Origin of the sequence: Lysobacter antibioticus (genome assembly GCF_001442535.1) — a bacterium.
Lineage (GTDB): Bacteria > Pseudomonadota > Gammaproteobacteria > Xanthomonadales > Xanthomonadaceae > Lysobacter > Lysobacter antibioticus.
Map to the genome: position 1 here is coordinate 102,289 of NZ_CP013141.1, position 26,631 is coordinate 128,919.

The following is a 26,631-nucleotide window of genomic DNA, read 5'->3' on the forward strand; positions in this document are numbered from 1 at the left end:
GGAAGAGAAGCGTGAATGGGCGGTCGAGGACAGAGCACGCTAGCGCGGCCCGAGTGGCCGTGTGTGCGCTGTCTTGATGATCCGACGAACGGGGAGGGCCGGAATCGACATCGGTCGTGCGGCCGCCGGATAAAGCGGCGCCCGGTGAAATGCCGGTTTCAGTTCGTGCAGGCACGCTCGATCGCCCGTATGCCGGCCTCCATGCGCAGGCGTGCGGGGGGATTCGCCGAGTGCACGTTGATCGCCGGCGGCTGGAACCCGCGCGTAACCACGGCTGCTTCTATCCATACGATCACGTCGTAGCCGGTGCCGCGCTCGTCGTCGCCGAGGTCATGATCGAGACTGATCCGCGCGACTTCGCCGGTTTCGAGCAGGGCGATGGCCTCGTCGGGCCAGAACACGCGCACCCAGCCCTCGGGGGTATTGCGTTCGTCGTCCAGATACACACGCATCGTGCGGTCCTGCGGAAGTGAACCGCCATGTTGCCATGACCGCTCGCCGTGGAATGCCTGCTGCAACCGCTCGGCCCCGCCCCGTATCTCTTGCGACTCCACAGTGGAGACCAACCAAGATGCGTAGCGATTGGCAGAAGCGAGCGACGAGCTGGATCGTCGTGGCCGCCCTGGGCCTGACCGCAGTCACGAATGCCGCGGCGCAGCAGACGGCCAAGCCGGGTAGCCGGGCAGAGGCGACCCGGCTGATCGCCGATCTGCGCCGGATCGTCACCCCGGAAGGCGTGGAACGGGCCGAGAAGGTGAAGATCGGCGGGATCGAGCAGTGGGTGACGATCCGGGGCGTCGACAAGCGCAACCCGGTGCTGTTGATGCTGCACGGCGGGCCGGGCTTCGTGGAAATGCCGTTCAGCTGGTACTTCCAGCGCGGTTGGGAGGACTACTTCACCGTCGTGCAGTGGGACCAGCGCGGCGCCGGCAAGACCTATCTGCTCAACGATCCGGCCAAGCTCGAGCCGACGATGACGCGCGAGCGCATGGTCGAGGACACCGAGGAGATGGTGGCCTGGCTGCGCCGCGAATTCGGCAAGGACAAGATCTTCGTGCTCGGTCATTCCTGGGGCAGCGTGCTCGGTCTGGAATTCGCCCAGCGCCGCCCGCAGTGGCTGCACGCCTACATCGGCATGGGCCAGGTCACCAATTCGCCGGAAAGCGAACGCCGCGGCCTGCAGTTCGCGCTCGACCGCGCCCAACGCGACGGCAACGCCGAAGCGCTGCGCGAACTTGCCTCGATCGAAGGCTATGCGCAGCCGGGCAAGCCGCCCAAGATCGAGGACCTGTACCTGCAACGCAAGTGGCTGGGCCATTACGGTGGCGCCATGCGCAGTCTGCAGGGCTACGACACGGTCTCGGCCGCGGTCGCGTTGGCGCCGGAATACAGCGATGCCGAGATCGCGCGCATCTGGGAGGGCAACGAGTTCTCGGAAAAGCGCTTGCTGATCGAGGCGCTGCAGCGCGACTACAGCTCGGTCAAGCGCCTGGACTGCCCGGTGATCCTGTTCAACGGCCGCGACGACTACAACGTCTCGTCGGCACTCGCGGCCGAATGGTTCGGACGCCTGCAGGCGCCGTCCAAGCAATTGGTCTGGTTCGAGCGGTCCGCGCACGTCATGTTCACCGAGGAGCCCGGCAAGACCCTGGTCTCGCTGGTGCGCTATGCCCGTCCGATCGCCGAGCGCGCCGGAGATGTTGCGCCGGAATGAGCGCTCGCGCACGGTTCCGGACATTGGCGGGCGGTCGCTTGTCCTCCTGATTCGGCCTGGCGGCGTTAGCTGGAGGAAACGTCGCGGATGCGGCGTTCCCTTCCGTTTCCGGGGCCTTGCCGAGTCGGCATCGCTCCGCCTCGCCGAGCCTGCCCATGTCGCCTTTGTTGTCCGCCGAACTCGCCTGGTACGTCACCGGACGTTTCTATCGCACGCCCACCGGCTCGCTGGCCGATTACGGCTATTTCCTGCACCTGTCCGGCATCGAGGGCGCCTTGTTCTCGGGCGCGGTCGGCGAAACCACCGCGCACTTCACCTTCGCCGCGCGCCCCTTCGTCGCGCCCGACGTCGACAACGGTGCGCTGACGCTCGGGCTGGACCCGGCCGGCGAGTTCTCGGTGTACCTGCAGCGCGAGCCGGCCGGCGATTTCGATCGGCCCGATTCGTTCGCGCAGGGCGAGCGCATCGCGACCTTCCGCCGCACCGGCCTGGTGGTCGGCACCACGCTGGCGGCGCAGATCGGCGCGACCTCGACCTCGGTGTTCGCCAATAACGTGTTCAGCGCGCGTCTGATCGACAGTTGGCCGTTCGAGTTCGGCGGCCGGCGCTACGACCTCAGCACGATCCTCGGCGGCGTGACCCAGTTCGGCACCGCCGCGACCACCCCGATCGCGTTTCCGGCGACGCCGCCGGCCGCGCCGATCTACGACCTGGTGCTGCCGTTCACCGGCTCGGCGATCGCCTTGTCGGCTCCGCAGCCGGGAGGTTGACGATATGCGCAACTTTCGATTGCTCCCGAAGACCCCGGGGAAGACCGTTCGACATGACGCGCGTCTGCAAATGCGGAGCCGACGATCGCGCCGCGATTCACGCTGCGATCGTTGCGCCGTTTTCTTGCCTGAGGTCTGACCAAGTCGAGAGCGGAGGTGGGCGATGGTTCGGCATTGGATAATGGTCGGCGATACGACCAGCAGCGGCGGCACGGTGCTGACCGGTTCGACGCCGGAGCGCGCCGGTGGCTTCAGTTGGGCGCGCGTTGGCGACGAGGTGCATTGCCACGAACACGGGCTGACGATCGTCCTGACCGGCGACCCGACCCATCGGGTCGAGGGCAGCCCGGCGGCGCGCCACGGCGATTTCTGCCTGTGCGGCTGCATCCTGATTTCCCTGCGCCAGGTGCGTTCCATCGTCGAATCGGAACGCGGTTATGGCTTGATGCCGTACGGGCCGATGACCGATTGACGCGGGCCGATGCGCAGAGGGGGCAACAGCAAATCCCCTGCGCCGCAGCGTCTTCATCTTCGGCCCGATGTGCCGGGCGCCGGCCCCCTTTGTCAAAGGGGCAGAGGTTCGGCGGCTTCGGCAACGGAGTTTGGCACCCCGCTGGGTTGAGTCAACAGACCAGTCCGGAATGAGCAAACTCGAACCACGCCCGAAGAGTTCCCCCTTTAAAAAAGCGGGGGAGGGGGATTTGCTCTTGATCGAGAATGATCCTGCTGGGCGACGACAGGACTCTCCGGCGCTGCAGCCCCACCCAATCCGGCTAGACTTCGCCGGGCCGGCGATCGTCCATGCAAGTCATCCGCTGCCGATGACAGGGCCGCCCGGCGGGCATGGATCTGGCGCTTTTCGATTTCGACGGCACCATCACCTTCGACGAAACCTTTCCGGGCTTCGTGCGCGCGACGGTCGATCGGCGGACCTTGGTGCTCGGCCAGGTGCTGTTGGCGCCGTATGTGGTCGGCTACAAGCTCGGCATCGTGTCCGGGCTGACGGTGCGCAAGCGCATCGTGGCGTTCGGTTATCGCGGACGCCCTGAGCACGAGGTGCGCGCAGCCGGCGCGCGCCATGCGCGCGAGGTGGTCGCACGGCAGATCCGGCCGGAAGCGCTGGAGCGCATCCAATGGCATCGCCAGCGCGGCGATCGTGTGGTCGTGGTAACGGCTTCGCTGGACCTGTTCGTCGCCGCCTGGTGCGAGGACCAGGGGCTGGAGTTCATCTGTTCGTATCTGGAGTCGCGCGACGGCGTGCTGACCGGACGCTATCGCGACCGCGACTGCTGTGGGCCGGAAAAGCCGCGGCGTGTGCGCGAGCGGATCGATCTGGACGACTATGCGACGGTGTATGCGTATGGCGACACCGTCGAAGACCTGGATCTGCTCGACCTGGCGCACCGCAAGTATTACCGCTGGCAGGAAGTGGCCTGAGCCGCGAGCTGCGGCGATTCGGGTACACACGGTTCATCGCCGGAGACCGCTGAGCCGGATGGAGGCGCCGCGGGCCCGGCTTGCATCGCCTCTGAGGTTTCGCGGTCGCGGCTTGCGCCGCTCCTACCCTTGAGTTGCGTCGCTTCGGAGTAGGAGCGGCGCAAGCCGCGACCGCGAGCGTTCCGATGCGGAGAATGTTTCGTGACGCGTGTCGCGACGTCATCATGACGATGCGCACGGCGCTTAACCGCGCCGTCATGCGTATAGCCATCGGCTATCGCTGCCATCGAATCAAACGATTTCATCCGTGCGTGCGCGAGGACTAGCCTCGAGCAGCGCACCGCGTCCGCGGTGCCCGACAGCGACGTCTTCGCCATCCAGGGAGAAAGACCATGAGGCAGCAGAAGTCTCCACGGCTTCGGCCACTGTGGCTGTTATGTCTGAGCGCACTCGGCGTGTCCGGTATCGCCTTGGCCGCCGATCCACCCAGCAGCTACATGCCGGTGGTGATCAAGGAAACCTTCGCCGCGATCAAGTCGCGCATGGAACGCGACAAACCCGCGGTGATGCAACGCCATCGCAGCCTGCTCGAACAACGTTACGACCTGGGCAACAAACCGGTGCGCGGCGTGACCATGTCGGGCGGCAAGCCGGTGCAGGGCGGGGTGCGCGCGCGGCTGCCGTCGGGTACGAGTTGGGAGGAACTCGGCGCCATGAGCCCCGAACAGATTCGCGAGCGCGGCCTGTTCCCGCTCGGGTTCCTGCCCCTGCCGCATCCGAATCATCCCGAAGGCGGCATGCTGTTTCCGCAGTTCCACATCGATGCGGTCAAGCGCGCCGAGCAGCGCGACCTGACCCGCTTCGACCTGGATTTCGACCTGCCCGATCATTTTCTTCCGGACTTTCCCGCGCCGATCTATCTGACCACGCGGCCCGACCTGGGCGATGTGTCGAAGGGCCAGTTGGTCACGATCAACAACTACTTCGAGCTGTTCAACGGTGTATTGAACCCCAAGCAGTTGGAAGGCTTGCGCTTGCTGGTGACGCCGTTCGCGCAGCAGCAGTTCAACCAGACCGAGGACCGGCGTTCGGCCCTGCCGAGCCGCGGCGTCGCCTGTCTGGACTGCCACAGCAACGGGCATACGGTCGCGGCGACGCATCTGGTCGGCGACATCCGGCCACAGCCGTTCCGTCATCGCATCGATACCCCGACCTTGCGCGGCGTCAACATCCAGCGCCTGTTCGGTTCGCAGCGGGCCTTGAAGACGGTCGAGGATTTCACCGAGTTCGAGCAGCGAGCGGCCTATTTCGACGGCGACCCGGTGATCGCGACCAAGAAGGGCATCAACATCCTCGACCGCGGCCATCAGGTGCACGCGATGGGCGAGTTCCAGGCGCTGCTGGATTTCCCGCCGGCGCCGAAGCTCGACGTGTTCGGGCGCCTCAAGGCCGATGCCGGCGAGGCCGAGAAGCGCGGCGAGGCCTTGTTCTTCGGCAAGGCGCAATGCTCGGCCTGCCATGCGCCGCCGTATTACACCGACAACAGCATGCATAACCTGCAGGTCGAGCGCTTCTTCAAGCCGCACACGATCAACGGCCGTTATGCCAGCGCCGACGGGCCGATCAAGACCTTCCCGCTGCGCGGCATCAAGGACTCGCCGCCGTACCTGCACGACGGTCGCCTGTTGACTCTGGAAGACACGGTGGAGTTCTTCAACGTCGTACTGCAGACGCGTCTGGAGAAGCAGGAGAAGGAAGACCTGGTCGCGTTCCTGCGTCAGCTGTGACCTGGCGCAGAGCGTCGGCAGCCCGGCCGGAGGCGGATGATAGGGGTCGCCGGCGCAGGCTGCGACGCTCTGCACAGACAACAAACGCGGGCTTGGTGCGATTGTGAAGTACGACGCGCGGTGAGGTGCCACCGCGCGTCGCCGGCCCGTCGTGCGTATACGGACGTTTCAACGCCCTCGGCTTCAGCGCCTGTACCGGTTGGAGCTGCCGTCCGGACGCAGGGTTTCCAGCGAGGCGACGCGGCCGCCGCCGTCGCGCTCGAAACGTACCCGCACGCTCGGGTCGTCGACGAGGTAGAACAGGTCGCGTTGCAGCGCCGCCAGCGGCTGCTGCGGGCGTTTGCCGTTGCGCAGAAACAGACGGCCGGCGTCCTCTTCGATGCGCATGCGATCGTATTGGCCGGTGTACTCGGCGTGGGCCAGCGCCGGCGCCGAGGCGGACTCGGCGCGTACCGCGTCGAGCGCCCAACGCGCATCGATGGCATCGCCGCCGCTCAGGCCTTTCTTCAGCAGGCTGTCGAGGGCGAGCGCCTGCGCCGTGCGCAAGGCCTCGCGCTGCGGCACGGCGACGTCGGGGGCGATGCCGCTGCCTTCCCAGTTGCGATGGGTGATCGGGCTGGTCGGCGAGCCGGTCGCGACGAAAACGCTGAAGCCGTTGCCGGCGTCGATCTCGGCGCCGGGATTGGCGGCGCCGGCGCTGGTCTCGCCGATCACCACCGCGCGACCGACGTTCTTGAGCGTATAGACCAGGGCCTCGGCGGCCGAGGCGGTGCGCGCGCTGGTCAGCAGATACAGCGGCACGTCCAGGCGCGGTGTCGGGTACCAATCCTGAGGCGCCTCGGAGGTGCTGCCGAGGCTGTCGCCGTCGCGCCAGTGGAAGCTGCTGTAGATGTCGGCGCCTTTCGGAGTGAACGCACTGACCAGATAGCCGACCGAGACCGGCGAGCCGCCGCCGTTGTCGCGCAGGTCGATGATCAGCGCATCGGTGGAGGCGAGCAACTGCAATGCCGATTCGAGCGCGACGCGTGCCGGTGCGCGCGGCTCGCCGAAACGGAAATCGGCGAACTCTTTCAGATCCAGATAGCCCAGATTGCCGGGCAGGACCTCGACCCGGTGCACACCGTAGTTGCGGCGACGCGCGTAATCGACGGGCTGGGCCACGTTCGAGCCGGGTCGCCCGCGTACGCGCACGCGCGGTCCCGCACCCGGGCCGGCACCGGCACCAGCAGGGGCGAGTCGCGGCCCGGCGCCGACAGCTTGCGCCGGCCCGCGTGGATCGGCAGCGCGTTGTTCGGGCGCGAGCCAATTGACTCGGAAATGGCCGTCATGGGACTTGATGCGCTCGGTCAAGGCGGTGGCGAGGTCGCGCGGGTCGGTGTAGCGGTCGAATTCGCCTGCGGTCGCGGCCTTGCGCAGGTCTTCGCCGATCTTCGCCGCGCGATCGACGTCGTAGTAATGATCCTGGATGCTGCGGGCGACGTCGGCGACGCTGTCGCGCGGCGTCGCTGCGGCGGCATGGACGGTGCCGGGCACGCAAAGCAACAACAGCGGGGCGAACAGACAATGGATCAGACGCTGGGCGGTGCGCATGAGGGTCTCCGGGGAAGGCCGCCGCGCCGGAACGATTCCGCCGCGGCGAGCGGCGAGGGGCCATGTCTTCCGTGGATGCGGTCGGGCGCCGATGCGTCGCAAGCCGTGCAAACGACCGTCTGTTGGTGCCGGATAGGGCCTTGGCCATTCGCGGTCGGCGCGACCGTTGCTTTCGGCACTCGCGCACAGTTTTCGTGTCCGCCATGATCGCTCGATGCCGATCCAAGCTCTCTACTTCGTCCGTGCTTCCGGGCCCGAGGCCGCATGATGTCGCAGCTCTCGCAGCCCTGGTTGTTGTTCGCCGCGATCCTCAATGGAATGGCGGCGTTGGCCCATGTCGCGGTGATCTTCGGCGGCGCCGCCTGGTATCGCTTCTTCGGCGCCGGCGAAGGCATGGCGCGCATGGACGAAGCCGGCCGTCTGTATCCGGCCGCGCTCACCGCCTGCATCGCCCTGATGCTGGCGATCTGGGGCGGGTATGCGTTGTCGGGCTCGGGCCTGATCGCGCCTTGGCCCTGGGCCAAGCCGGCGCTGTGCGCGATCACCGCGGTGTATCTGCTGCGCGGGCTCGTGGTCGTGCCGATGGCGGTGGCTTCAGTGCCGCAGCCGGCGACACCGTTCTGGTATTGGAGCTCGGCGATCTGCTTCGCCATCGGCCTGGTCCATCTGTTCGGGTTGATCGGCGCCTGGCGCAACCTGTAAGCCGCGCCGTCGGCCGATCTCTGCGCTGCCGCACAGGTCCGGCCCGGGTTTGCGTTTAGGCTGGACGCCGATACGGCAGGCGAGGGCTGAATACGATGAATCGGACGACCCGTCGGACCACGGTTCCGAGCGTTCAACAGTCGATGAGGCAGCGGCTGCTGGGCTGGGGATTGGCGGCGATGGCGCTCGCGTCGAGCGCGACCGCCGTGGCCACGGCCTCGACGGCGGCGCCGGACACGGCCGGCCATCGCATCGATTACAGCCAGGTCTGGCCCGATTATCGCCAGCGCCAGGCGCGCGTGCCGCTGCGTTACGAAAGCCTCGGCAGCACGCCGCTGGAGGGCGTGGAGAAGCGCAGTTATCGCTTGGCTTCGCAGCGTTGGCCCGAGAGCGGCGGCGCGATCCCGCCGGAATGGACGCATCGGGTCGATATCTACATTCCCGACGTCGCACGGCCGAAGTCGGCCTTGCTGGTGATCAACAACGGCAGCAACCGCGCCAGCGGCAACGACCCGGTGCGGCCGCCGAGCGATTTCGACGAGACCCTGGCGCTCGAAGTCGCCCGCGCCACCCACACCATCGTGGTCTCGGTGTCGGACGTGCCGAACCAATACCTGACCCTGCCCGGAGAAACGGTCGCGAAGAAAGAGGACGTGCTGGTCGCGGCGACCTGGCGCCGTTTCCTCGACGACCCGGCAGCGAACACGACTCTGCCGCTGCACCTGCCGATGGCCGAGAGCGCGGTCAAGGCGATGGACCTGGCCGAGCGCGAACTGCGTGGCTGGCGGGTGCGTTCCTTCGTCGTCACCGGCGCTTCCAAGCGCGCCTGGACCGCGTGGCTGACCGCGATCGGCGATCTGCGCGTAGAGGCGATCGTCTCCTACGTCATCGACATGCGCATCCAGGCCTTGATCGAACACATCAACCGCAGCTACGGCGGCGGTTGGCCGATCGCCTTGCAGCCCTACCACCAGGAAGGCATCACCACGCGCTACCGGCAGCCCGAGTTCGACGACCTGATGAAGATCGAAGACCCTTACGCCTATCTGCGCACGCGTCACCGCCAGCGTCTGCGCATTCCGAAGTACCTGGTCAACGCCAGCGGCGACGATTTCTTCCCGCCCGATGCGCAACGCCTTTACCTGGACGATCTTCCCGGTGCGACCAGCCTGCGCGCGGCACCGAACTCCGATCACGGCGGGGTGCGCCGGCACATCCGCGAGACCCTGATCCCGGCCTTGCAACGCTGGGGGCGCAACCAATCCCTGCCGAGCGTGCGTGCACGCTTGAGCCAACGCGGGAGCCAGCTACGACTGAGCGCCCGCGCCTCGGAGCGGCCGGTCAGCGCCAAACTGTGGGTCGCCGATAATCCGAACGGACGCGATTTCCGCTACGCCTGCGGTATCCGTTATCGCGAATCGCCGCTGATCTTGACGCGCAACAGCGTCGAGGCGGCGTTGACGTTGCCAGCAACGGGCTGGTCGGCGGCCTTCGTCGAGTTCGCCTTCGCCGACGGCTTCATCGCCACCACCCCGGTGCACGTGTATCCGGAAAAGACCTTTCCGCAGCAACCGCCGCCGAACGGCGGCGGCGCCTGCCTGGTCGTGCCTCAATAGCGCGCGCCGCAGTGAATAGAGTCGCGGCGATGCGCCCTGCGCGCATCGCCTTGTGCATAAGCGGACCGAAAACGCGCCCACGGACGACCTTGTCCGAAACCAGCGAGTAATCGCCCCACCCGCGGCCTAGCTTTCGCGCCGAGGGTGTTTGCTGCATGGCGGTCCGTTGCCGAACCCTCCCGACCAGGCCCGTCATCGCGGGCGGCCGCCGGGAGCGCTTGCGCCTTCGCCAAGGCAGTCGCCCGAGGCCTGCGTACGCGTCCGCACTCCATCGCATCCGCCGCGCAGGCACCGTCGCCGTATCCACCTCAGCCGAGGGATCGTCCATGCGCCAGACCCGTATCTCCGTCCTGCTTTCCGTCCTGCTCGCCTGCAGCGCTTCGGCGCAGGCCGGCAGCCCCGCCGCCGACAACGGCAGCCACCACGCCAACCAGCGCGTGCTGTATCCACGCGATTCGCGACCCTTCGGCAAGAGCATGTCGACCTGGGGCGAAACCGCTTCGCAATGGGTGTATGCGCAGCCTTTGGAGCGCAGCCCGCTGTACGACCCGACCGGTGCCAACTGCGCGGTCGATCAGCACGGCCCGGTCTGGTACATCGCCCGCATCGCCGGGCCGCCGGTGTTCAGCGGCACGCGCCATTGCACCATCCCGCGCGGCAAATCGATCCTGCTCTACATCGGCGCGGTGGTGAACACCTATCCCTGTCCCGACCCCAATTTCGAGCCGCCGCCGGGCCAATCCTTGTACGACTTTCTGCGTCAGGACGCGGCTGCGGCGATGGACACGGTGAACCTGCTCGAAGTGAGCCTGGACGGGCGCCCGATCCGCGATGTGTTCGGCTATCGCTATGCCTCCGACAATCTGTTTTCGATCAAGGGCGACTTGAGCCTGCGCCCGCGCATGGACGGCTGCATCACCGGCGCGTGGCAGCCGGCCGTGGTCGACGGCTTCTTCATGATGTTCAAACCGCTCGCACCGGGTTCGCATACGCTGGTCGTGCACGGCACCAACACGATCGGCCACGACAAGACTTTCACCTATTACCTCACCGCCGAATGATCGGATAGGCGGAGTTCCAACCGTTCGGCCGCGCCGGCGGTCGTGACCGGCGCAAGCCGCGCTTCACGATCGCCGGCTTCACGCCCGTCGGTCTCTGGCGTTCTGTGTCCCGATGTCGCCCCGCGGGGTAGGCTGTGGCCATCGGATCAGGGAGACAGGGGCATGGAAGGCAGGATTGCAGTCACAGGCGCATGGCTGCTGGCGTTGGCCTTGTCGGCCTGCGTCGGCCCGGACGACGAGAACGCGAAGTCGCCGGCCAACGTCGCGGCACCGTCGCCGCCCGCGCCCGTGCCGATGACGGCCACGGCGTTCGATTTCGCCGCATGGATCGGCGCCAATGCGGCCTGCCAGGGCGAGTACTTCGCCGATGTGCAAGACGCCGCGTTCGCGCAGACCTTGCGCCAGGCCGGCGTCGCGGTCGACCCGGACAGCAATCTCGGCGACGTCGGCCCCGGCTCGGGCAGGCTGACCCCCAGCCGTCCCACGCGTCTGCACGGTTTCCTGGTGCGCCATGTCGATTACGACTTCGGCAGCGGTTCGACCTTCGCCGTGGTGGTCGAAGCGAGCGCGGAACAGGCGCGCGCGGCGATCGGTGCGCGGCCGGTGCCCGAGGCCTATCGCGAATACTTCAAGCTCGGCGTGCCGACCGCGAAGCCGAGCGAGAACGTGCCGATGCCCGATCTGCGCTTCGTGCGTCCGGGCGAGCAGGGGGGCACGCAGGAGATCGGCTGCGCCGCTTTCGACGGCTGAGGCGCGCGCGAAACGTCCGCCGGCGCGAAACGTCCGGCCGCACGCATGCGGCGGCCGGACGCGTCGTCGATCAAGACGCGGTGCCGATCAACAGGTGAGGTTGTTGCCCGGCGGCACGCCGAGGATCGCGGCGAAGTTGCGGTAGTAGGTGCCGCGGTTGAGCATCTGCTGGTGGCCCAGGCCGCTGGCGTTGCATTCGATGCCGCCGTTGATCGCGCGGATGGTCTCGCCGAACGCGCGCAGATTCACCATCGCTTGATGCGGCGTATTGCCGGCGCCGCCGCGTTGGGTCATCCAGTACCACAGCGCGGTCTGCCAGGCGATTGCGGCGTTGGTCGCGACCAGGTCGGGGTTGTTGAGCAGGTCCAGGCCGAGTGCGTTGCCGGCGGCGGCGTAGTTGTAGTTCCAACTGAGCTGGATCGGCCCGCGCCCGTAGTACTGCTTGTTGCCGCAGGTGCCGGCCGGTGCGCAGTAATGGTTCCAGTTGGCCTGGTTGAGTTCGCGGATATGCACCAGCCCGCCGGTTTCCTGGTTGACGTTGGCGAGGAAGGCCGCCGCTTCCTGACGGGCGATGGTGTCGCCGCCCTCGTGGGCGAAGTCCGGATACGACTTGATCGCCGCGACCAGGCCGGCGTAGGTGTAGAAGGGATTGCGGTTCGGGAACATCTGGTTGAACTGCGCCTGGGTGACGATGAAGCCGCCGCCGCCCGGCGGGGTGGTGTTGTCGCAACTGGTCGGCTGCCAGTACCAGGTGCTGATGGTCGGGTCGGTGCCGTCGCTGCCGTTGCTGCCGACGTTGACCAGCTTGTAGTACTGGCCGTTGGGCAGGTATTTCACGATGGTGCCGAGCGTGTAGTTGATGCCGCGGCTCCAATCGACATAGGTGCAGGTCGCGCTGGGCCCGACCTGCGTCGTCGCGCTCGGCGCCGCGGACAGCTCTTCGGACGGTGCTTGCGGTGCGGCGAAAGCGCCGTGGGCGCAGAGCAGGCCGGCGACGGCCCAGGCGGTGCGGCGGCGCTTGCCGTGGGGGGCGGTCTGGTGGGGTGCGTTCATTACGTATCCTCGGTTGTGGACTCTCGGTCCCCCCGGGGGTACGCACGCGGTCGGTCCGGATGCGAGGCGTTGGATGCGGCTTGTTATGTTTATGGGCCTTGCCTGCGCTCAGGCACCGTCGCTGCGACCGGTGCGATAGCCGGCCGTTCCCGGGATCGGCATGCGTCCATCGAGGCCGCATGCGGGTGGCGACGGTCGCGAACGACCTGCGATCGACTGTAGCGGCGCGGTCGTCGACGAATCCGGGAGGCGGTCGCGAAACGCATCCGCGCCCGGCCTGCGCTCGCATCGAAGCGGTCGAGGCGCGACCGCGGTCGCATTTGCGTTGCGATGCGGCAACCGTTCCGGGCCGCCGCGGGGTATAAAGCGGTCGGGGCGGCCAAGGCCCGGCCGATCGATACGGGCCGTCCTCACTGCACGAGGTGATGCGATGAAACGTGGCGCAAATGCAGTTGGCGCAGTTCTCTGCGGCTTGATGTTGTCCATGGCGCTGTGCGCCTGCAGCGGCCAGGCCGAGCGCGAGGCGGCGCAGAAACCGGCGCGCGCCGGTGTGCCGATCGACCGCAGCGAAACCGCCGAACGCCTGGCGAAGATGCGTGGCCAGGCGATCGCCGGCGACCAGGTCGCTTTGCACCAGAATGTGGAAGCGCTCGACCGCGACCTGCGTCGCGCGATCCGCCTGGTCGACCCGGCCCGCCGGATTGATCGCGAGAATGCGCGCATCGCCGCCAAGAGCGTGGCCGGCGTGCGTTCGGCGGTATGGGTGGACGGCGAAAACCTGTTGGCCATCGTCGACCGCAACGGCCAGCGCAGCTACGGCACCATCGATGCGATCTGCAACCGGCTCGAACCGATGGGCGACACGCTCGGGGTGGTGATCAATCTGCAGAGCGGGGCGGCGCAGACCGGCGACGAGCTCGAGATCCTCAGCCGCAACTGCCAGCTCAAGCCCGGCGAACGCGCCGTGGCGCAGGCCCATCGCCAGATCGACGTGCTGCCGCCGGACGTGCGCGCCCAACATCGCGCCAATGCCGACGCCGCCCTGAGCGGCCCGGACCGCAGCGGCGAGCGCGCCGAAAGCGAGCGCATCATCGAGGCCAGCACGCCGGAGCTGTAGCGCCATCCGGGATGTGCGAAAGAATGTGCCAGGGGACGAGGACGCCGGTCACGACGGTCCGGTGAGGCATTGTGCGTGTGCGCGGCGCCGCTTTGACCGACAATGGCCGCCCCACACACAGGAGGTGATGCATGATCCAGCGATTCGACGTCGGCGCGCGTTTGTCGGAAATGGCGATCCACAACGGCGTCGCCTACCTGGCCGGCCAGGTGCCCGACAGCGAGGACCTCGACATCGCCGGGCAGACCCGCGAAACCCTGGCCTCGATCGATGCCTTGCTCGCGCGCGCCGGCACCGACAAGACCCGCATCCTCATGGCGCAGATCTTCCTCGCCGACATGGAGGATTTCGCCGGCATGAACGCAGTGTGGGACCGTTGGGTCGCGGCCGGGCACACGCCGCCGCGCGCGACCGTGCAGGCACCGCTGGCAAATCCGAAATTCCGTGTCGAAATCGTGGTGACGGCCGCGCTGTAAGCGGCCGTTCTCCCGCGACCGTCGCCGCAGTGCGGTGCGGTCGCTCCGGCGGACTCTGGTCCGCTCGGCGCCGGGCCAACTCAAGCCACTTCAGGCCGCTTCGGCCTGTTCGCGTTTGCGGGCCGCTTCCATGAAGGCCATCAGCAAAGGCCGCCCCGGCAACAGCTCGGGAAAGCGCTGGTCGTGGAATTCCGGATGCCATTGCACCCCGACCACGAAGCCGGCGCCGGTGCTGCGGATGCATTCGGGAATGCCGTCCTCCGACCAGGCTTCCACCTCCAGGCCCTCGCCGAGGCCCTTGATGCCCTGGTGGTGGATCGAATTGACCCGGGCCTGCGCCTGCGCTTGCGGATACAGATCGGCGAACCAGCCGCCCTCGCGGATCCTCAGCGAGTGCGCGTGCTCGTCGTAGCGCGCCGGAATGTAGTGCTGGTTGCGGGTGGCGCCGCCGTCGACCAGGTCTTGATAGAGATTGCCGCCGTGGGCGACGTTGATCAGCTGCATGCCGCGGCAGATACCGAGCACCGGCTTGCCGGCCTCGATGAAGGCGCGCAGCAGGTTCAACTCGAAGCGGTCGCGTTCCGGGTCGGTGGTCATCAGCATTTCGCTGGGGCGCTCGCCGTAGGCCTGCGGGTCGATGTCGGCGCCGCCCTGCAGGATCAGGCCGTCGAGCGAACGCGCGTAATCGCGCACCGACAAGTCGGTGGCCTGCACTTCGCCGAGGGCGTCGACGGTCGGGATCATCACCACCAGCGCGCCGCTCGACATGACCCAGTGCGCCATCGATTGCTCGAGGTATTGCAGGGTCTTGTTGCGGAAGCCGTAGGACGGCGGCAGGTTGCGCATCAGGCGCGGCGACAGGCCGATCAGCAGTTTACGGGCGGGCGCGGGCATGGCGGGGTCTCGGTCGGTCGCGGGCATCGTCGCGGGCCTCAGGCAGCGGGTACGGTGGTGTGCAGCAGCCAATCGACCACCGACTTCAGCGCTGCCGCGCGGGTCGCGCCGCCGTCGCGTTGTTGGCGGTACAACGCCAGTTGCGCATGCGCGCTGGTGCCTCGCGCCAGGATGTCGTCGATCGAAGCCAGGGCCTCGACGCAACCCAGCGCTTGCGCGTCCTCGCGGCAGAGTGCGCGCAATCGTTGCAACTGGGCCAGCGCCGGCTCGGTGTTGCCGCGTTCGTCGATGAACTCGGCCTGCAGGCCGAAGCGTTTTGCGCGCCAGCGGTTTTCGTCGATGATCCGGCGCACGGCGGCGTTGCACGCCGGCGCCTCGGCCGGATGCATGACCAGATGACGCATCAGGCAGCGGTACAGCGCCGCGATCGCCAGGCTGTCGTCCAGGTGAGTGCAGGCATCGGCGATGCGCAACTCGACGGTCGGATAGTTAGGCGAGGGCCGGATCGCCCACCACAGCGAACTCGCATCGGCGATCGCGCCGGCGCGCACCAGCACCGCGGCAAAGGCATCGTAGTCGGCTTCGCTCTCGAAGAAATCCGGAATGCCGGTGCGCGGCCATTCGTCGTACATGGCTTGGCGATAACTCATCAGGCCGGTACGCAGGCGGTCCCAGAACGGCGACGAGGTCGACAGCGCCAGCAACAGCGGCAGCCACGGCATCGCCCGGTTCATGACCTGGACCCGGTCGACGTCGTCGGGCAACTGCACGTGCACGTGCAGGCCGCAGACCAGGCTGCGCCGCGCGACGACCTGGAAATCCTCGACCAGGCGCCGGTAGCGCGGCTTGTCGGTCTCGCTCTGTTCGCGCCACAGGCCCAGCGGATGGGTGCCGGCGGCGAGCAGGGCCAGCCCATGTTCGTGCGCGAGTGCGGACAGGCCGCGGCGCAGATCGCCGAGTTGGCGCCGGGCCTGGCCGACGTCGCACAGGATCGGCGAGGCGATTTCGATCTGCGCCTGCAGCAGTTCGCTCTCGATGGCATCGCCGAACTCGGCGCGGGCCCGCTTCCACAAACGCGACGGCACTTGCGAGGCCAGCAGCCGGGATTCCGGGCGGACCAGGAAGAATTCCTCCTCGATGCCGAAACTGTAATCGCACTGCGCGCTCATCGCGGATCGTTCCGCGACTGCGACCGGGTCGATGTCGTCATGCGCCCAAGGTAGCGCCCCGGATGTAAGCGCGAGTTGAAGAGAGGCGGCCGGCGCGCGCGGCCGCCTCTGCCCGGGACTCCGTTCGAGGGTCTACTTCAACGGCAGGCAGATCGCGGTCTTCCATTCGGCCGGCGGCAGGCTCGAGGGGTCGTTGAGGTATTCCTCGTACACCGGCGCGTCGCCGGCCTCTTCGAAGCTCGCCGGCAGCCATTGGCAGAACAGCCAGTCGTAGGCGCGGTGCAGCTCGTTGTAGGGGCCGGTGTGCACGACCACGGCATGACGGCCGCCGGCGATCTCGACCCAGCGCATGCCGTCGCCGAGCTCGGTGCCGCCCGGCACCGTTAGGCAGGCATCGGAACGCAGTTGCTCCTGCGGGGTGTCGGCCGGGCTGTCGTAATAGATGCCGAGGCAGCGCGTGTCCTGGCGCATCAGGCCGCGCGGGCCGGCCCAGGCGTACAAGGCGTGGAAAGTGTTGCCAATGGCTTGATAGTCGCCGGCATGCGGCAGGGCGACCGTGCGGATCGGGGCGAGGGTGGTGATTTCGGCGCTGTACATCAGACTCTCCAGGGTCGGGTCGAAGGCTGCGCGCGACAACGCGGGCAGGGCGGCACGACGCTTGCGGAACGCGGCCGGCGCACAGGCGTAGGTGGCGCCGAATGCACGGGTGAAGGCCGCCACGCTGCCATAGCCGGCGCGGCCGGCGATCTGGGCGATGCTGTGTTCGCTGGTCAGCAGATCGTTGGCGGCGCGATGCAGGCGCAAGCGGCGCTGGGTGCTGGCGATGGTCTCGCCCATCAGGCCGTGATAGACCCGATGGAAATGGAACGGCGAGAAATGCCCGGCTTGCGCGAGTTGGGCCAAGGTCAGCGGCTGGTCGAGCCGGCTCGACATGAAGGCGATGACCTTCTCGATGCGAGCGCTGTAGTGGTCGAAGGTGCTGCTGCGGTTCAAGCGGGGCTCCGGTGGCGTCGCGCGGCGCCAGTCTGGGCCGGCGGACTTGATCCAGGTTGCGGATTTGCGGAAAGCGCCCGGTCGGGGCGGGCGACGATGATCGTCGCGATGCGCTGTCGGCATGCCGTCGCCGCAGCGAAGTTTCCGCCATCGAGCAGGTGGCCCGAGCTTTACCCAAGGCGGTGCGTCAGGCGAAGGCGGCGCGCTCGTTGTCGCTCAAGGCCGGCACCGCCGCGCGGCCGGAGATCGAGGATTCCACCGCCGCTTCCAGTACCGCCATCACCGCGATCGCCTGCGCCGGCGTCACCGGATTCTCGCCGTACCCGAGCAGCGCATCGCGTATCGCCATGTAGTAACGGCGTTGGTCGCCGGCCGGTGTCGGCAAACGCCGGGTCGCCTCGCCGTCGTGCAGGATCAATTCATCCTCGTCGCGGCCCCAGTCGGGCGCACCCGGGCGCATGCCCGATAACAATTGCGCTTCCTGACGGTCGGCCAGGGACTTGACCACGCTGCCGCGGGCTCCGTGCACCAGGAAACGCGGGCTGCCGCCGGCGGCGAGCATGCTGCCGTGCAGGACCACCCGGAGAGCGCCGTATTCGAGCACCGCATGCGCCCAGTCGCTGACCTGCGCGCCGGGACGCTGGGTCGCCAGGCTGGCGATCACCCGCTCGGGCAGGCCGAACAGGTGCAAGGCCTGGTCGACCAAGTGCGGGCCGAGGTCCCACCACAGCCCGCTACCCGGGCCGGCCTGTTCGCGCCAGCGTTCGCGCACCTGCGGCCGGTAGCGGTCGATATGCGATTCGAAATGCGCGACCTCGCCCAGCAGGCCGTCGTCGATGACCTGCCTGATGCCGAGGTAGTCGCTGTCCCAACGCCGGTTCTGGAACACCGACAGCAGGCGCCCGTGTTGGGCGGCCAACGCGGCCAACTCGCGCGCTTGCGCGAGGTCGAGAGTGAAGGGCTTGTCGACCACGACGTGCTTGCCGGCGGCGAGCGCGGCGCGCGCGAGCGGGGCGTGGCTGTCGTTCGGCGTGGCGATGACCACCAGGTCGGCGCGCGCATCGGTCGCCGCCGCAAAGGGATCGGTGAGCACCGCGACCTCGGCATGATCGGCCTGGACCTTGCCGGCGTCGCGCGAGCCGACCACGCTCAGGCGCAAGCCCGGCGTCGCCGAGATCAAGGGCGCATGGAAGGTCTGACCGGCGAAGCCGTAGCCGATCAGGGCGACGCGGATGGAGGGTGCGCTCATTGCCGGGACTCATGCGGGGGATGCGCACACCTTGCCGGATCGGCGCGTGTGCGGCCACCGGGGGGCGGGTCAGTCGGGTTGCATCTCGTGTGCACAGGCTGTGCCGGAGCGGCACGGTTGCTTGCGAGGACTAGGGTTGCGGCCCCATAACGGCCCGATTCGGCCTGATTCGGCCTGATTCGGCCTGATTCGGCCTGATTCGGCCTGATTCGGCCCGATATGGGCGCGATCGGACGCAGCGCGGTCGCGGCTTGTGACCAAAGGAAATCCCTGCGGGACGCCGCTCCTACCGTGATAGTGCGTGGCGGCCTCGCCAGCGAGGGCCCGGATCGGGTAACAATTCAACGGTCTCCAGGTTGGAAAACGCAATGAGCGCAGCAGCACCGGCGTCCGCCAATTCCCCATCCCGCGTGCTGTTCGCCAGCCTGATCGGTACCACCATCGAGTTCTTCGACTTCTACATCTACGCCACCGCGGCGGTGTTGGTGTTCCCGAAGTTGTTCTTCCCCTCGGCCGATCCGGCCTCGGCGACTTTGCAGTCGCTGGCGACCTTCGCCCTGGCGTTCTTCGCTCGTCCGGTCGGTTCGGCGGTGTTCGGCCATTTCGGCGACCGCGTCGGGCGCAAGGCCACCCTGGTCGCGGCGCTGCTGACCATGGGCCTGTCGACGGTGGCGATCGGCCTGTTGCCGACCCATCACAGCATCGGCATCGCCGCGCCGATCCTGTTGGCGCTGTGCCGCTTCGGCCAGGGCCTGGGGCTCGGCGGCGAGTGGGGCGGTGCGGTGCTGCTGGCGACCGAGAACGCGCCGCCCGGCAAACGCGCCTGGTACGGCATGTTCCCGCAGCTCGGCGCGCCGATCGGCTTCTTCCTGTCGACCGGCATCTTCCTGCTGCTGACCGACACCATGGGCGACGAGGCCTTCTTCGCCTGGGGCTGGCGGGTGCCATTCCTGGCCAGCGCGGTGCTGGTGTTCGTCGGCCTGTGGGTGCGGCTGCGGATCAGCGAGACCCCGGCCTTCCAGCGCGCGATCGATCACCACGAGCGTGTGCGCCTGCCGATGCTCGAGGTGCTGATCAAGCATCCTCGCGCCCTGGTCGCCGGCACTTTCGCCGCGCTCGCCACTTTCGTGCTGTTCTATCTTATGACGGTGTTCGCGTTGAGCTGGGGCACCTCGCAACTGGGCTATTCGCGCGAGCAGTTCCTGCAACTGCAACTCGGCGGCGTGTTGTGTTTCGCCGCGACCATCCCGTTGTCGGCGGTCTTCGCCGATCGCCGCGGCCGGCGCCTGGCGATGATCCTGTCGACCTTGGCGATCATGCTATTCGGGATTTTCTTCGCGCCCTTGTTCGCAACCGGCAGCGCCTGGGGCACCTTGCTGTTCCTCGGGCTCGGCCTGGGCATCATGGGCCTGACCTACGGCCCGCTCGGCACCATCCTCGCCGAGATGTTCCCGACCCCGGTGCGCTACACCGGCGCATCGCTGGCTTTCAACCTGGCCGGCATCTTCGGCGCGTCGCTGGCGCCCTACATCGCGACCTGGCTTGCCGGCCGCTACGGCCTGGCCTATGTCGGCTATTACCTGGCCGCGGCGGCGGCGTTGACCCTGATCGCCTTGCTGGCGGTGCGCGAGGATCGCAGCGCGGTTTGAACTTGCGGTCGATGATCGGCGCGGTGCGACGCTAACGGGCGCTGTGAAGCGAGTCCTTGCGCTTGCGCGTCTTCGCGATCATGTCGGCGGCGCGCGGTTGGCCCAGATAGCCGAACACCGCGTGCAGCACCCGCCGTTGCAGCGGCGCGGCCTCGGTTTCGCCGCGTTCGCCGGCGGCATCGACGAGGCTGCGGACGATGGCGATGGTGTCCAGAGCGAGGATCTCGGCCTCGGTCGTCCCGTCGCCCACGCTGACGGGCGCGTCGGGCCGTCGCAGCAAGGCGAGCACGCAGGTCTGCGCGGCACGGTCGACCTGCAGATCGCGGTCGCGCATCGGCAGCCGCCGCTCCTCGAAATCCAGCAGCCTGGCCAAGGCCGGCCGATGCAGTTGATGCGCAGTCGCCGCGCGCACCAGGGCGACCACGCCGTCGACGTAGCTCGCCTGCTCCGGCACCGCGGCCAGATCGGCGAGCAGGGTCGCGGTCTCGCGCTCGATCAGCGCGGCGGTCAACGCGTCCTTGTTGGGGAAGTATTGGTACAGCGAGCCGACGCTGACGCCGGCGCGTTCGGCGACGGCGTTAGTGTTGTACGCCGGCAGGCCGCCGCGTTCGAGAATGCGAGCCGCCGCTTCCAGGATCGCCGCGACGGTCTCGGCGGCGCGGCTTTGGCTGGGTTTTTTACGCGGTTTCAGGCTGATTTTGCGGCGCGGCGAGGGCATGGCGAATGCGAGTAGTTAATGTGAGCAATAGCTCATATTGTGTTCTCACTTTCCCCGCAACGCCAACGAGAACCTCATGAGCGAGCAACAAGAAACTTTCCCCCTGACCGTGTTCATGCTGGTCAAGACCCAGCCAGAGTGGCTCGGTTTCGACATCGACACCCGCTTCCGTCTGCTCGAGGAGCACGTCGCCCCGATCCTGCGCAAGCACCGCGACGAGGTCGGCCTGTGCTTCTACGACATCGAGTTCTACAACGCCCGAGTCACCGATATCTGGCAATGGCAGGCGCGCAGCCACCATGCCTACGAACTGGTGGTCGAAGCGCTACGCGAAACGCCGTTCTGGGACCGCTATTTCGCCATCGTCGAGATCCTGCCGGGCGTCGAGAACGCCTATGCGAGCAATTACGGCCGAACGCCGCTCGCGGCCTGAGCGTCGGTGCCGTCGGACGCCGCCGCGGCGTTGCTTTCGCGCCGCGTCGCGGCTTCCAGCTCGAGCTGGGTCAGGTACAGGCGCAGGTCGAACTCGTGCTGGTGATAGTCCGGGTTCATGTGCGCGCACAGCTGATAGAAAGGCTTGTCGTGGTCGCGGTGCTTGAGGTGGGCCAGCTCGTGCACCGCGATCATCTCCAGGAACTCGGCCGGCGCATCGCGGAACAAGGTGGCGATGCGGATCTCGCGCGCGGCCTTGAGCCGGCCGCCCTGGACCCGCGAGATCGCGGTGTGGGTGCCCAGCGCATGCCGCACCACATGCAGCTTATTGTCGTAGATGACCTTGTTGAGCGGGTCGCTCTTGCGCATGTAGCGGTCCTTGATCTCGACCACGTACTCGAACAAGGCCTTGTCGTCGCGCACCTGGTGGCGGCTGCTGTAACGATTGCGCAGCACTTCGCCCAGGCGCCCGCTGTCGATCAGCGCGCGCACCTGGTTCAGCACGCGCTCGTTGTAGCCGCGCAGGTAGCGAAGGTCGTCCATGCGCGAACGATACGGCAAACCCGTCTTGGGCCGCGAGACGGCGGCCCGGGCCGCCGCCGCGCCGGCGCTGAATTGGGACTCAGGGCCGGTATTCGACCCGCAATTTCGCGCTCGCGCCGCGGTCGATCCACAGGTGGTGGGTGGCGCCCGGCGGCTGTTCGAAACGCAGGCGCAACTGGGTGCGGCCGCCGCGGTTGAGCGCATTCAGGCCGGCCGCGCTGAATGCGGTGCTGGTCTGGCGGCCGCCGCTGAAGCGCGCGAGTTCCGCCACCGCCGCTGCATCGGCCGAGGCGGCGTAGTCGCCGGTTTCGATGGTGCAGGCGCCGAAGCAGCCGCTGCGCGCATCGACCAGCAGGCGATTGCCGGCCGGCTGGCTCCAGGGATCGCCGTAGGCGCTGCGATAGGCGACGCTGAGCGAGGCCGCGACGATCTCAGCGCCATCGGGCAGGGCCGAGGTGTCGAACGACAACAGGCTGCGGTTGTGTTTGCCGTCGCTGCCGCGGCCGATCGCCAAGCCGTAGCTCGCTTCGAGCGCGCCGACCGCTGCCGCGCTGGCATCGGCATTGGCCTTGACGTAACCGTCGTTGATGTCTTCGTTGTCGAATTCCATCACCAAGGGCGGTCCGTTGCCGCCGCCGCTGACCTCGACCTGGACCGCGAGCGAGGTGGCGGTATTGCCGGTTACGTCCTCGGCGCGTGCCTGCAGATTGTGGATGCCGTTGCTGGCGGTGCTGCTGTCCCAGCTCGCCGCATACGGCGCTTCGCCATCGCTGGCGAGCAAGGCGCCGTCGACCAGGAAGTCCACCCGCTCCACGCCGACGTAGTCGCTGGCATTCGCGCTGAGGGCGACCACGCCGCTGACCGAGGCGCCGTTGGCCGGCGAGGTCAGGGCGACCTGCGGTGGGTTCGGATCGATATCGTCCAGCCCCCAGAAGCGGCCGATGTAGTAGCTCGAACACAGGTTGACGTCGAGTACGTAAGCGCCGGCCGTGCCGCACTGGCTTTCGCCGCTGCCGGGGTCGACCGGCGTGCCGTGGCCCATGCCGGTGATCGAGTAGGTTTCGACGCGCGCCTGTCCGGCGGCATCGCGATACACCTTGTGCGGATAGCCGGCGATGCTGTCCTCGACGTCGGCGACAGCGTCGATGCCGTGTACGTTGGTCCATTGCTGCAGGCTTTCGGCTTGATTGGCCGGACGCACGACGTAGTCGGCGTCGCCGTGCCAGATCGAGACGATCGGCCAGGGGCCGGCGTGGCTGCTCGCGGCGCGCACCTTGTCGCCCCATTGCGCCGGCGTCAGGTCGGTGCCGGGCGACATGCACGAGAACGCCGCGCTCGAACCGAGCGCGCAGCGGTAGGGAATGCCGGCGACGATGGCGCCGCCGGCGAACACCTCGGGATAGGTCGCCAGCATCACCGCGGTCATGGCGCCGCCCGAAGACAGGCCGGTGACGTAGACGCGATGGGCGGCGCTGGCGTGATCGCTGCGCATGCGCTCGATCATCTGCCTGATCGACAAGGCCTCGCCCTGGCCGCGCGTGCTGTCGCCGCTCTCGAACCAATTGAAGCAGGCGTTGGCGTTGTTGGCGCTCTGCTGCTGCGGCAGCAGCAAGGCGAAATGCCAGCGCTGGGCGAGCAACTCCCAACCGGTTTCGGCGTCGTAGCTGGCCGCACTCTGGGCGCAGCCGTGCAGAGCCACGACCAGCGGCGCATCGGCCGGCAATCCCGGCGGCACGTACTTGTACATGCGCAGATTGCCCGGGTTGCTGCCGAAGCCGGTGACTTCGGTCAGGGCCAGCGCCGGCGTCGCCGCGCACAGCGCGCCGAGGGCGAGGGCGAAGCCGGCGATGCGCGCGGCCGCGCGATGCGGACGCGGGGTGACGGAGGGACGGTGCAAAGCGGACATGCGATCGACTCCCGCGCCGGTAGCGAGTCCGGCGTGGCCGCAGTGGGCCACCGCGGGCCCGCGCCCGCCATCGTCCGATGGGGCACATTGCGCTGCAGCACGGGGCCGCACCGCTGCGTCGCGGCTGGGCGATACTGCCGCGGGCCGCGGTCGAGCGGCCGCAGATGCCGATACGGAGCGGTCCACATGCACTACCTGTCTCAAGACCTGGCCTGGGTGATCGACGGCTTGCCGCCGTTGGCCCTGGCCAAGCCGCATTTCCTCGCCGCCATGCTCGCCGCCGGCGAAGAACATGCGCCGGTGCTGGCCGGATACCCGCAAGCGCGCCACGAAGACCTGGAGGCGTATTACCTCAGCCTGCGCGGCATCGGCGCTCTCGACGAGGATCTGCTCCACGACCTGCTGTTCGCGCATTCCTTTCGCGAGCTGGCTTGCGGCGCCTGGCTGGCGGCCTTGGCGCCGCAGCCCTCGTATCGCCGCTACCTGCTCGAAGCGCGCGATCGCGCGCCGCATCAGCAGTATCTGATCGATCTGGCCCTGGCCATGCTCGACGGCGAAGCCCGCGACGGCGGCGAATGGCCTTGCGATGCGCAGACCTTCGCCGATACGCAGCGTATCCGCGCCACGCTGGATGCCTTGCCGAGGCCTGCAGTGCCGCTGCGTCGCGCGCCCGCGCCGTCGCTACAGCAGCGTCTGCAGGAAGAGGATCAACGCATTCGCGAGCTCTACCGCCGCGAAGGCAGCGCCGCGACGCTGGCGGCGATCAGCGGCAGCGCTACGGCGTTCTATCGCATGGACTATCCGGCCTGGCATCGCCTCGGCTGTCCCCGCCTGGAGGAGTTCCTGGCCGGGCAGGGCGGCCGCGACGCTTGAATTCGCCGTTCGGCGCGGTTGCCGGCGGCCGCGACCGCATCAGGGGGCGCGTTCCCGCGCCGCCGCTCGTCGTCAGTAGCTCGACAGCCCGCTGGCTTCGCCGAAGCGGTACCAGAGTTTGCGCCAGCCCGATTCGTCGGCGTAGGCCGGATAGTCGACGCTGATGCCGCGGTGGTCGCCGTTGCCCCAGCTCTGCTCGAAATAACCCGCGGCCTGGCGTGCCACCGGCGCGTCGGACTCGGCCACCACGCGCGCGCTGCTTTCCAGGTTGTAGTCGTCGAGATTGCGGCGGGTGTAGTTGGCCGAGCCGGCGATCAGTTCGATGCGGCCGTCGCGGGCGGTCTTCAACAGCAGCTTGGCGTGGCATTGCTCGCCATGGGTGTCGCACCAGCGCAGCGGCACGCCGGCGGCATGCAGTTCGCTGGCGACCTGGCGATTGGGCACGCCGTCCTTCTTGCGCCCGAACGCGTCTTCGTTGGGATCGAGCAGCACACGCAAGGCGACGCCGCGTTTGTGCGCGGCGACCACGGCATTGACCAGGTCGCGATGGGAGAAATAGAACACCGCGATGTCGATGCGGTCGCCGCCGCGAGCGCCGTCGATGGCGGCGAGCAAGCCGTCGCGGATCCTGGCTTCGGTCAGCAACTGCACGCGCGGCGCCGAGGTGGTGTCGACGATGGTCGGCGGCGGCGCCGCGACCGGCAGGCCTTGCGGCCAACGCCCCCCGGACATCGCCACTACCGCGCGCTCACTCATCAGCACGTCGAGCGCGGCCGCGCCGCGAAAGCGCAGGGCGATATTGCCGTGGCGGCTGCTGCCGTCGTGCGGATTGGCCGAGGACACTAGGGCGGTCCACCCATCGCCTTCGTCGACGACCAAAGTCTTGCGATGGTTGGCGTTGAGGTTGAACAGCGCGAGCCAACTGCGCAGAGTGACCTTGCCCGGCCCGAACGGATTCGCGAGCCAGCCGCCCTGCGCGTCGTTGCCGGCCCAACTGCAGCACAGATGCCACAGCCCCGACCAGGTCGGGTTCGGCGTGCGCAGGCGCCGCAGGTCGGTGATCACCACCTCCACGCCGGCCGCGCGCAAGGCCTGCAGCTGCGGCGATTCGAGGCCGCCGTACACGGTATTGATCGGATCGGTGATCAGCACGGCGCGCAACTGCGGCACGGCGCGCTTGCGTGCGATCAAAGTCGCGCTGAGCTCGGCGCTGAGGCGGCGGTGCCGCGGGCTGCCGGCATCGGTGCCGAAGTCGTTGAACAGGAACAGGTCGGCGACCACGCCGCGCTGCGCCTGGCCGATCAAGCGCAGGGTTTCGTCGAACACGTGTTGCTCGGCGAGCCCTTGTTTGGCGCCGTCGACCCAGGTGACGTCGGTCAGCAACTCGACATTGTCGGCCGAACGCAAGGGCCAGTGCTGGCCGATGCCGGGCGGCAAGGGTTTGTAGACGTGATAGACGCCCATCGCCAACCAGGCCAGCGCGAATACAGCGAGGGCCGAACGCAGCCAGCGGCGTCGGCGAGGGGCGGGCGGATCGAGTTCGATGTTCAAGGTATTCCTGTCGGCTGGCGCCGTGCATTCCGTGACGAAGTTATAGGACTGGACATGCCGTGTCAGTGTGGCTCGGCATAGACGCCGAGCGAGCCTTGCGACGACACCGCGATGCAGGGTGCGGCATGGCCGGTCAAGGCGAGGTCATGCGCAAGCCGATGGTGCATTGCAGCGGCGTAATTGACAGTTGACATCGACCGGTCCGAGCGCGCAGCGTGTCGGCGCGGAGTTGAGGCGACGGGGTTCGATGGCGGCACGTTATCGCTCCGGAGCAAAGGGCTTCGCTTACGTTCGACGTCAACGATCGGGACCGGCCCAGGCTCGGACATCGATGAACGGATGTCCGGGATGGACTGTGACCGATTTCACTTATGTTGTGAACAAGGAGAAGTTTATGCAACAGATCGACGACATCGTTTCGGGCTGGCTGAGCGGTGCGGAAGGCGGCATGGAAAATCCTGCCGGTCCGCTGTACATCGAAGGCATGTCCGCGACCGAAGCCGCGTTGACCGACAGCAGCCTGCCGCTGTTTACGCGTTGCAGCAGCTGTAGCGCTTCCAGCGGCGGCCAGTGCTGCTAAG

Annotated in this window: 25 protein-coding genes and 1 pseudogene; 15 read left to right on the forward strand and 11 right to left on the reverse strand. The window is 67.8% G+C overall.

All coding sequences use genetic code 11. The annotated features are described in order from the left end of the window. Positions 1–158: 158 nt before the first annotated feature. Positions 159–452 carry a cyclic-phosphate processing receiver domain-containing protein gene (locus GLA29479_RS00425; protein ID WP_057970443.1) on the reverse strand — a complete coding sequence of 98 codons (294 nt, stop codon included), beginning with the start codon at positions 450–452 and terminating at the stop codon, positions 159–161. A gap of 119 nt (positions 453–571) precedes the next feature. On the opposite strand from GLA29479_RS00425, the gene GLA29479_RS00430 reads away from it, so the two are divergent. The 5 genes from GLA29479_RS00430 to GLA29479_RS00450 all read left to right on the forward strand — a co-directional run bounded on the left by GLA29479_RS00430 (position 572) and on the right by GLA29479_RS00450 (position 5,708). Next, a complete protein-coding gene (locus GLA29479_RS00430; RefSeq protein ID WP_057970444.1) occupies positions 572–1,714 on the forward strand; it encodes an alpha/beta fold hydrolase in 1,143 nt (380 codons plus the stop codon). A 155-nt stretch (positions 1,715–1,869) separates the two neighbouring features. Further along, complete coding sequence (locus GLA29479_RS00435; protein ID WP_057970445.1) at positions 1,870–2,484, forward strand: hypothetical protein; 615 nt, start codon at positions 1,870–1,872, stop codon at positions 2,482–2,484. Positions 2,485–2,647: 163 nt separating this feature from the next. After that, positions 2,648–2,956, forward strand: a complete 309-nt coding sequence (locus tag GLA29479_RS00440) for a PAAR domain-containing protein (protein WP_082638168.1) — start codon at positions 2,648–2,650, stop codon at positions 2,954–2,956. Between the two features lie 371 nt (positions 2,957–3,327). Beyond that, a complete protein-coding gene (locus GLA29479_RS00445; protein WP_057970446.1) occupies positions 3,328–3,921 on the forward strand; it encodes an HAD family hydrolase in 594 nt (197 codons plus the stop codon). Between the two features lie 392 nt (positions 3,922–4,313). After that, positions 4,314–5,708 (forward strand): hypothetical protein, encoded by a 1,395-nt coding sequence (locus tag GLA29479_RS00450; protein ID WP_057970447.1) that lies wholly within the window; start codon positions 4,314–4,316, stop codon positions 5,706–5,708. A gap of 183 nt (positions 5,709–5,891) precedes the next feature. Here the strand turns inward: GLA29479_RS00450 and GLA29479_RS00455 are convergent, their stop codons facing one another. After that, a complete protein-coding gene (locus GLA29479_RS00455; protein WP_057970448.1) occupies positions 5,892–7,298 on the reverse strand; it encodes a S41 family peptidase in 1,407 nt (468 codons plus the stop codon). A gap of 264 nt (positions 7,299–7,562) precedes the next feature. On the opposite strand from GLA29479_RS00455, the gene GLA29479_RS00460 reads away from it, so the two are divergent. The 4 genes from GLA29479_RS00460 to GLA29479_RS00475 all read left to right on the forward strand — a co-directional run bounded on the left by GLA29479_RS00460 (position 7,563) and on the right by GLA29479_RS00475 (position 11,427). Then, positions 7,563–8,000: a hypothetical protein gene (locus tag GLA29479_RS00460; RefSeq protein WP_211265020.1), complete on the forward strand. Its 438-nt coding sequence runs from the start codon at positions 7,563–7,565 to the stop codon at positions 7,998–8,000. Positions 8,001–8,143: 143 nt separating this feature from the next. Further along, complete coding sequence (locus GLA29479_RS00465; RefSeq protein ID WP_169795588.1) at positions 8,144–9,616, forward strand: PhoPQ-activated pathogenicity-related family protein; 1,473 nt, start codon at positions 8,144–8,146, stop codon at positions 9,614–9,616. 326 nt (positions 9,617–9,942) lie between these two features. After that, positions 9,943–10,677, forward strand: a complete 735-nt coding sequence (locus GLA29479_RS00470; RefSeq protein ID WP_057970450.1) for a hypothetical protein — start codon at positions 9,943–9,945, stop codon at positions 10,675–10,677. Between the two features lie 162 nt (positions 10,678–10,839). Further along, positions 10,840–11,427 (forward strand): hypothetical protein, encoded by a 588-nt coding sequence (locus tag GLA29479_RS00475; protein ID WP_057970451.1) that lies wholly within the window; start codon positions 10,840–10,842, stop codon positions 11,425–11,427. Between the two features lie 87 nt (positions 11,428–11,514). On the opposite strand, the gene GLA29479_RS00480 is transcribed toward GLA29479_RS00475, so the two are convergent. Continuing rightward, positions 11,515–12,480, reverse strand: a complete 966-nt coding sequence (locus tag GLA29479_RS00480) for a chitinase (RefSeq protein WP_057970452.1) — start codon at positions 12,478–12,480, stop codon at positions 11,515–11,517. 484 nt (positions 12,481–12,964) lie between these two features. Here GLA29479_RS00480 and GLA29479_RS00485 point away from each other — a divergent pair, with 484 nt between their 5' ends. After that, complete coding sequence (locus GLA29479_RS00485) at positions 12,965–13,597, forward strand: hypothetical protein (protein WP_057918315.1); 633 nt, start codon at positions 12,965–12,967, stop codon at positions 13,595–13,597. Between the two features lie 131 nt (positions 13,598–13,728). Next, the gene (locus tag GLA29479_RS00490; RefSeq protein ID WP_057918314.1) at positions 13,729–14,073 is read left to right on the forward strand and encodes a RidA family protein; all 345 of its coding nucleotides are present in this window, start codon (positions 13,729–13,731) and stop codon (positions 14,071–14,073) included. Between the two features lie 90 nt (positions 14,074–14,163). On the opposite strand, the gene GLA29479_RS00495 is transcribed toward GLA29479_RS00490, so the two are convergent. The 4 genes from GLA29479_RS00495 to GLA29479_RS00510 form a co-directional block, all read right to left on the reverse strand. Beyond that, positions 14,164–14,967 (reverse strand): gamma-glutamyl-gamma-aminobutyrate hydrolase family protein, encoded by an 804-nt coding sequence (locus GLA29479_RS00495; protein WP_057970453.1) that lies wholly within the window; start codon positions 14,965–14,967, stop codon positions 14,164–14,166. A gap of 38 nt (positions 14,968–15,005) precedes the next feature. Next, positions 15,006–16,136: a carboxylate-amine ligase gene (locus GLA29479_RS00500; RefSeq protein WP_057918312.1), complete on the reverse strand. Its 1,131-nt coding sequence runs from the start codon at positions 16,134–16,136 to the stop codon at positions 15,006–15,008. A gap of 132 nt (positions 16,137–16,268) precedes the next feature. Then, positions 16,269–17,129, reverse strand: a complete 861-nt coding sequence (locus GLA29479_RS00505) for an AraC family transcriptional regulator (RefSeq protein ID WP_057970454.1) — start codon at positions 17,127–17,129, stop codon at positions 16,269–16,271. Positions 17,130–17,316: 187 nt separating this feature from the next. Next, entirely contained in the window at positions 17,317–18,378 is a 1,062-nt protein-coding gene (locus GLA29479_RS00510) for an oxidoreductase (protein ID WP_057970455.1), read from the reverse strand. Between the two features lie 368 nt (positions 18,379–18,746). Between GLA29479_RS00510 and GLA29479_RS00515 the strand changes: the two genes are divergently transcribed. Beyond that, positions 18,747–20,027 carry an MFS transporter gene (locus GLA29479_RS00515; RefSeq protein ID WP_057918309.1) on the forward strand — a complete coding sequence of 427 codons (1,281 nt, stop codon included), beginning with the start codon at positions 18,747–18,749 and terminating at the stop codon, positions 20,025–20,027. Between the two features lie 31 nt (positions 20,028–20,058). Here the strand turns inward: GLA29479_RS00515 and GLA29479_RS00520 are convergent, their stop codons facing one another. Then, a complete protein-coding gene (locus tag GLA29479_RS00520; protein WP_057918308.1) occupies positions 20,059–20,745 on the reverse strand; it encodes a TetR/AcrR family transcriptional regulator in 687 nt (228 codons plus the stop codon). Between the two features lie 76 nt (positions 20,746–20,821). Here GLA29479_RS00520 and GLA29479_RS00525 point away from each other — a divergent pair, with 76 nt between their 5' ends. Further along, on the forward strand, positions 20,822–21,178 hold the full coding sequence (locus tag GLA29479_RS00525; protein WP_057970456.1) for a darcynin family protein: 357 nt from the start codon (positions 20,822–20,824) through the stop codon (positions 21,176–21,178). 44 nt (positions 21,179–21,222) lie between these two features. Here the strand turns inward: GLA29479_RS00525 and GLA29479_RS00530 are convergent. Continuing rightward, positions 21,223–21,720 (reverse strand): annotated as a pseudogene (locus GLA29479_RS00530) (YgjP-like metallopeptidase domain-containing protein); the annotation flags it as partial. 79 nt (positions 21,721–21,799) lie between these two features. Then, complete coding sequence (locus tag GLA29479_RS00535) at positions 21,800–23,626, reverse strand: extracellular catalytic domain type 1 short-chain-length polyhydroxyalkanoate depolymerase (RefSeq protein ID WP_057970457.1); 1,827 nt, start codon at positions 23,624–23,626, stop codon at positions 21,800–21,802. Positions 23,627–23,812: 186 nt separating this feature from the next. Between GLA29479_RS00535 and GLA29479_RS00540 the strand changes: the two genes are divergently transcribed. Continuing rightward, positions 23,813–24,499, forward strand: a complete 687-nt coding sequence (locus GLA29479_RS00540; protein WP_057970458.1) for a hypothetical protein — start codon at positions 23,813–23,815, stop codon at positions 24,497–24,499. Positions 24,500–24,571: 72 nt separating this feature from the next. Here GLA29479_RS00540 and GLA29479_RS00545 read toward each other — a convergent pair whose 3' ends face one another. After that, a complete protein-coding gene (locus GLA29479_RS00545) occupies positions 24,572–26,050 on the reverse strand; it encodes a phospholipase D-like domain-containing protein (protein WP_248842779.1) in 1,479 nt (492 codons plus the stop codon). 355 nt (positions 26,051–26,405) lie between these two features. Between GLA29479_RS00545 and GLA29479_RS00550 the strand changes: the two genes are divergently transcribed. After that, positions 26,406–26,630 carry a DUF6229 family protein gene (locus GLA29479_RS00550; protein ID WP_211265021.1) on the forward strand — a complete coding sequence of 75 codons (225 nt, stop codon included), beginning with the start codon at positions 26,406–26,408 and terminating at the stop codon, positions 26,628–26,630. Position 26,631: the final 1 nt, after the last annotated feature.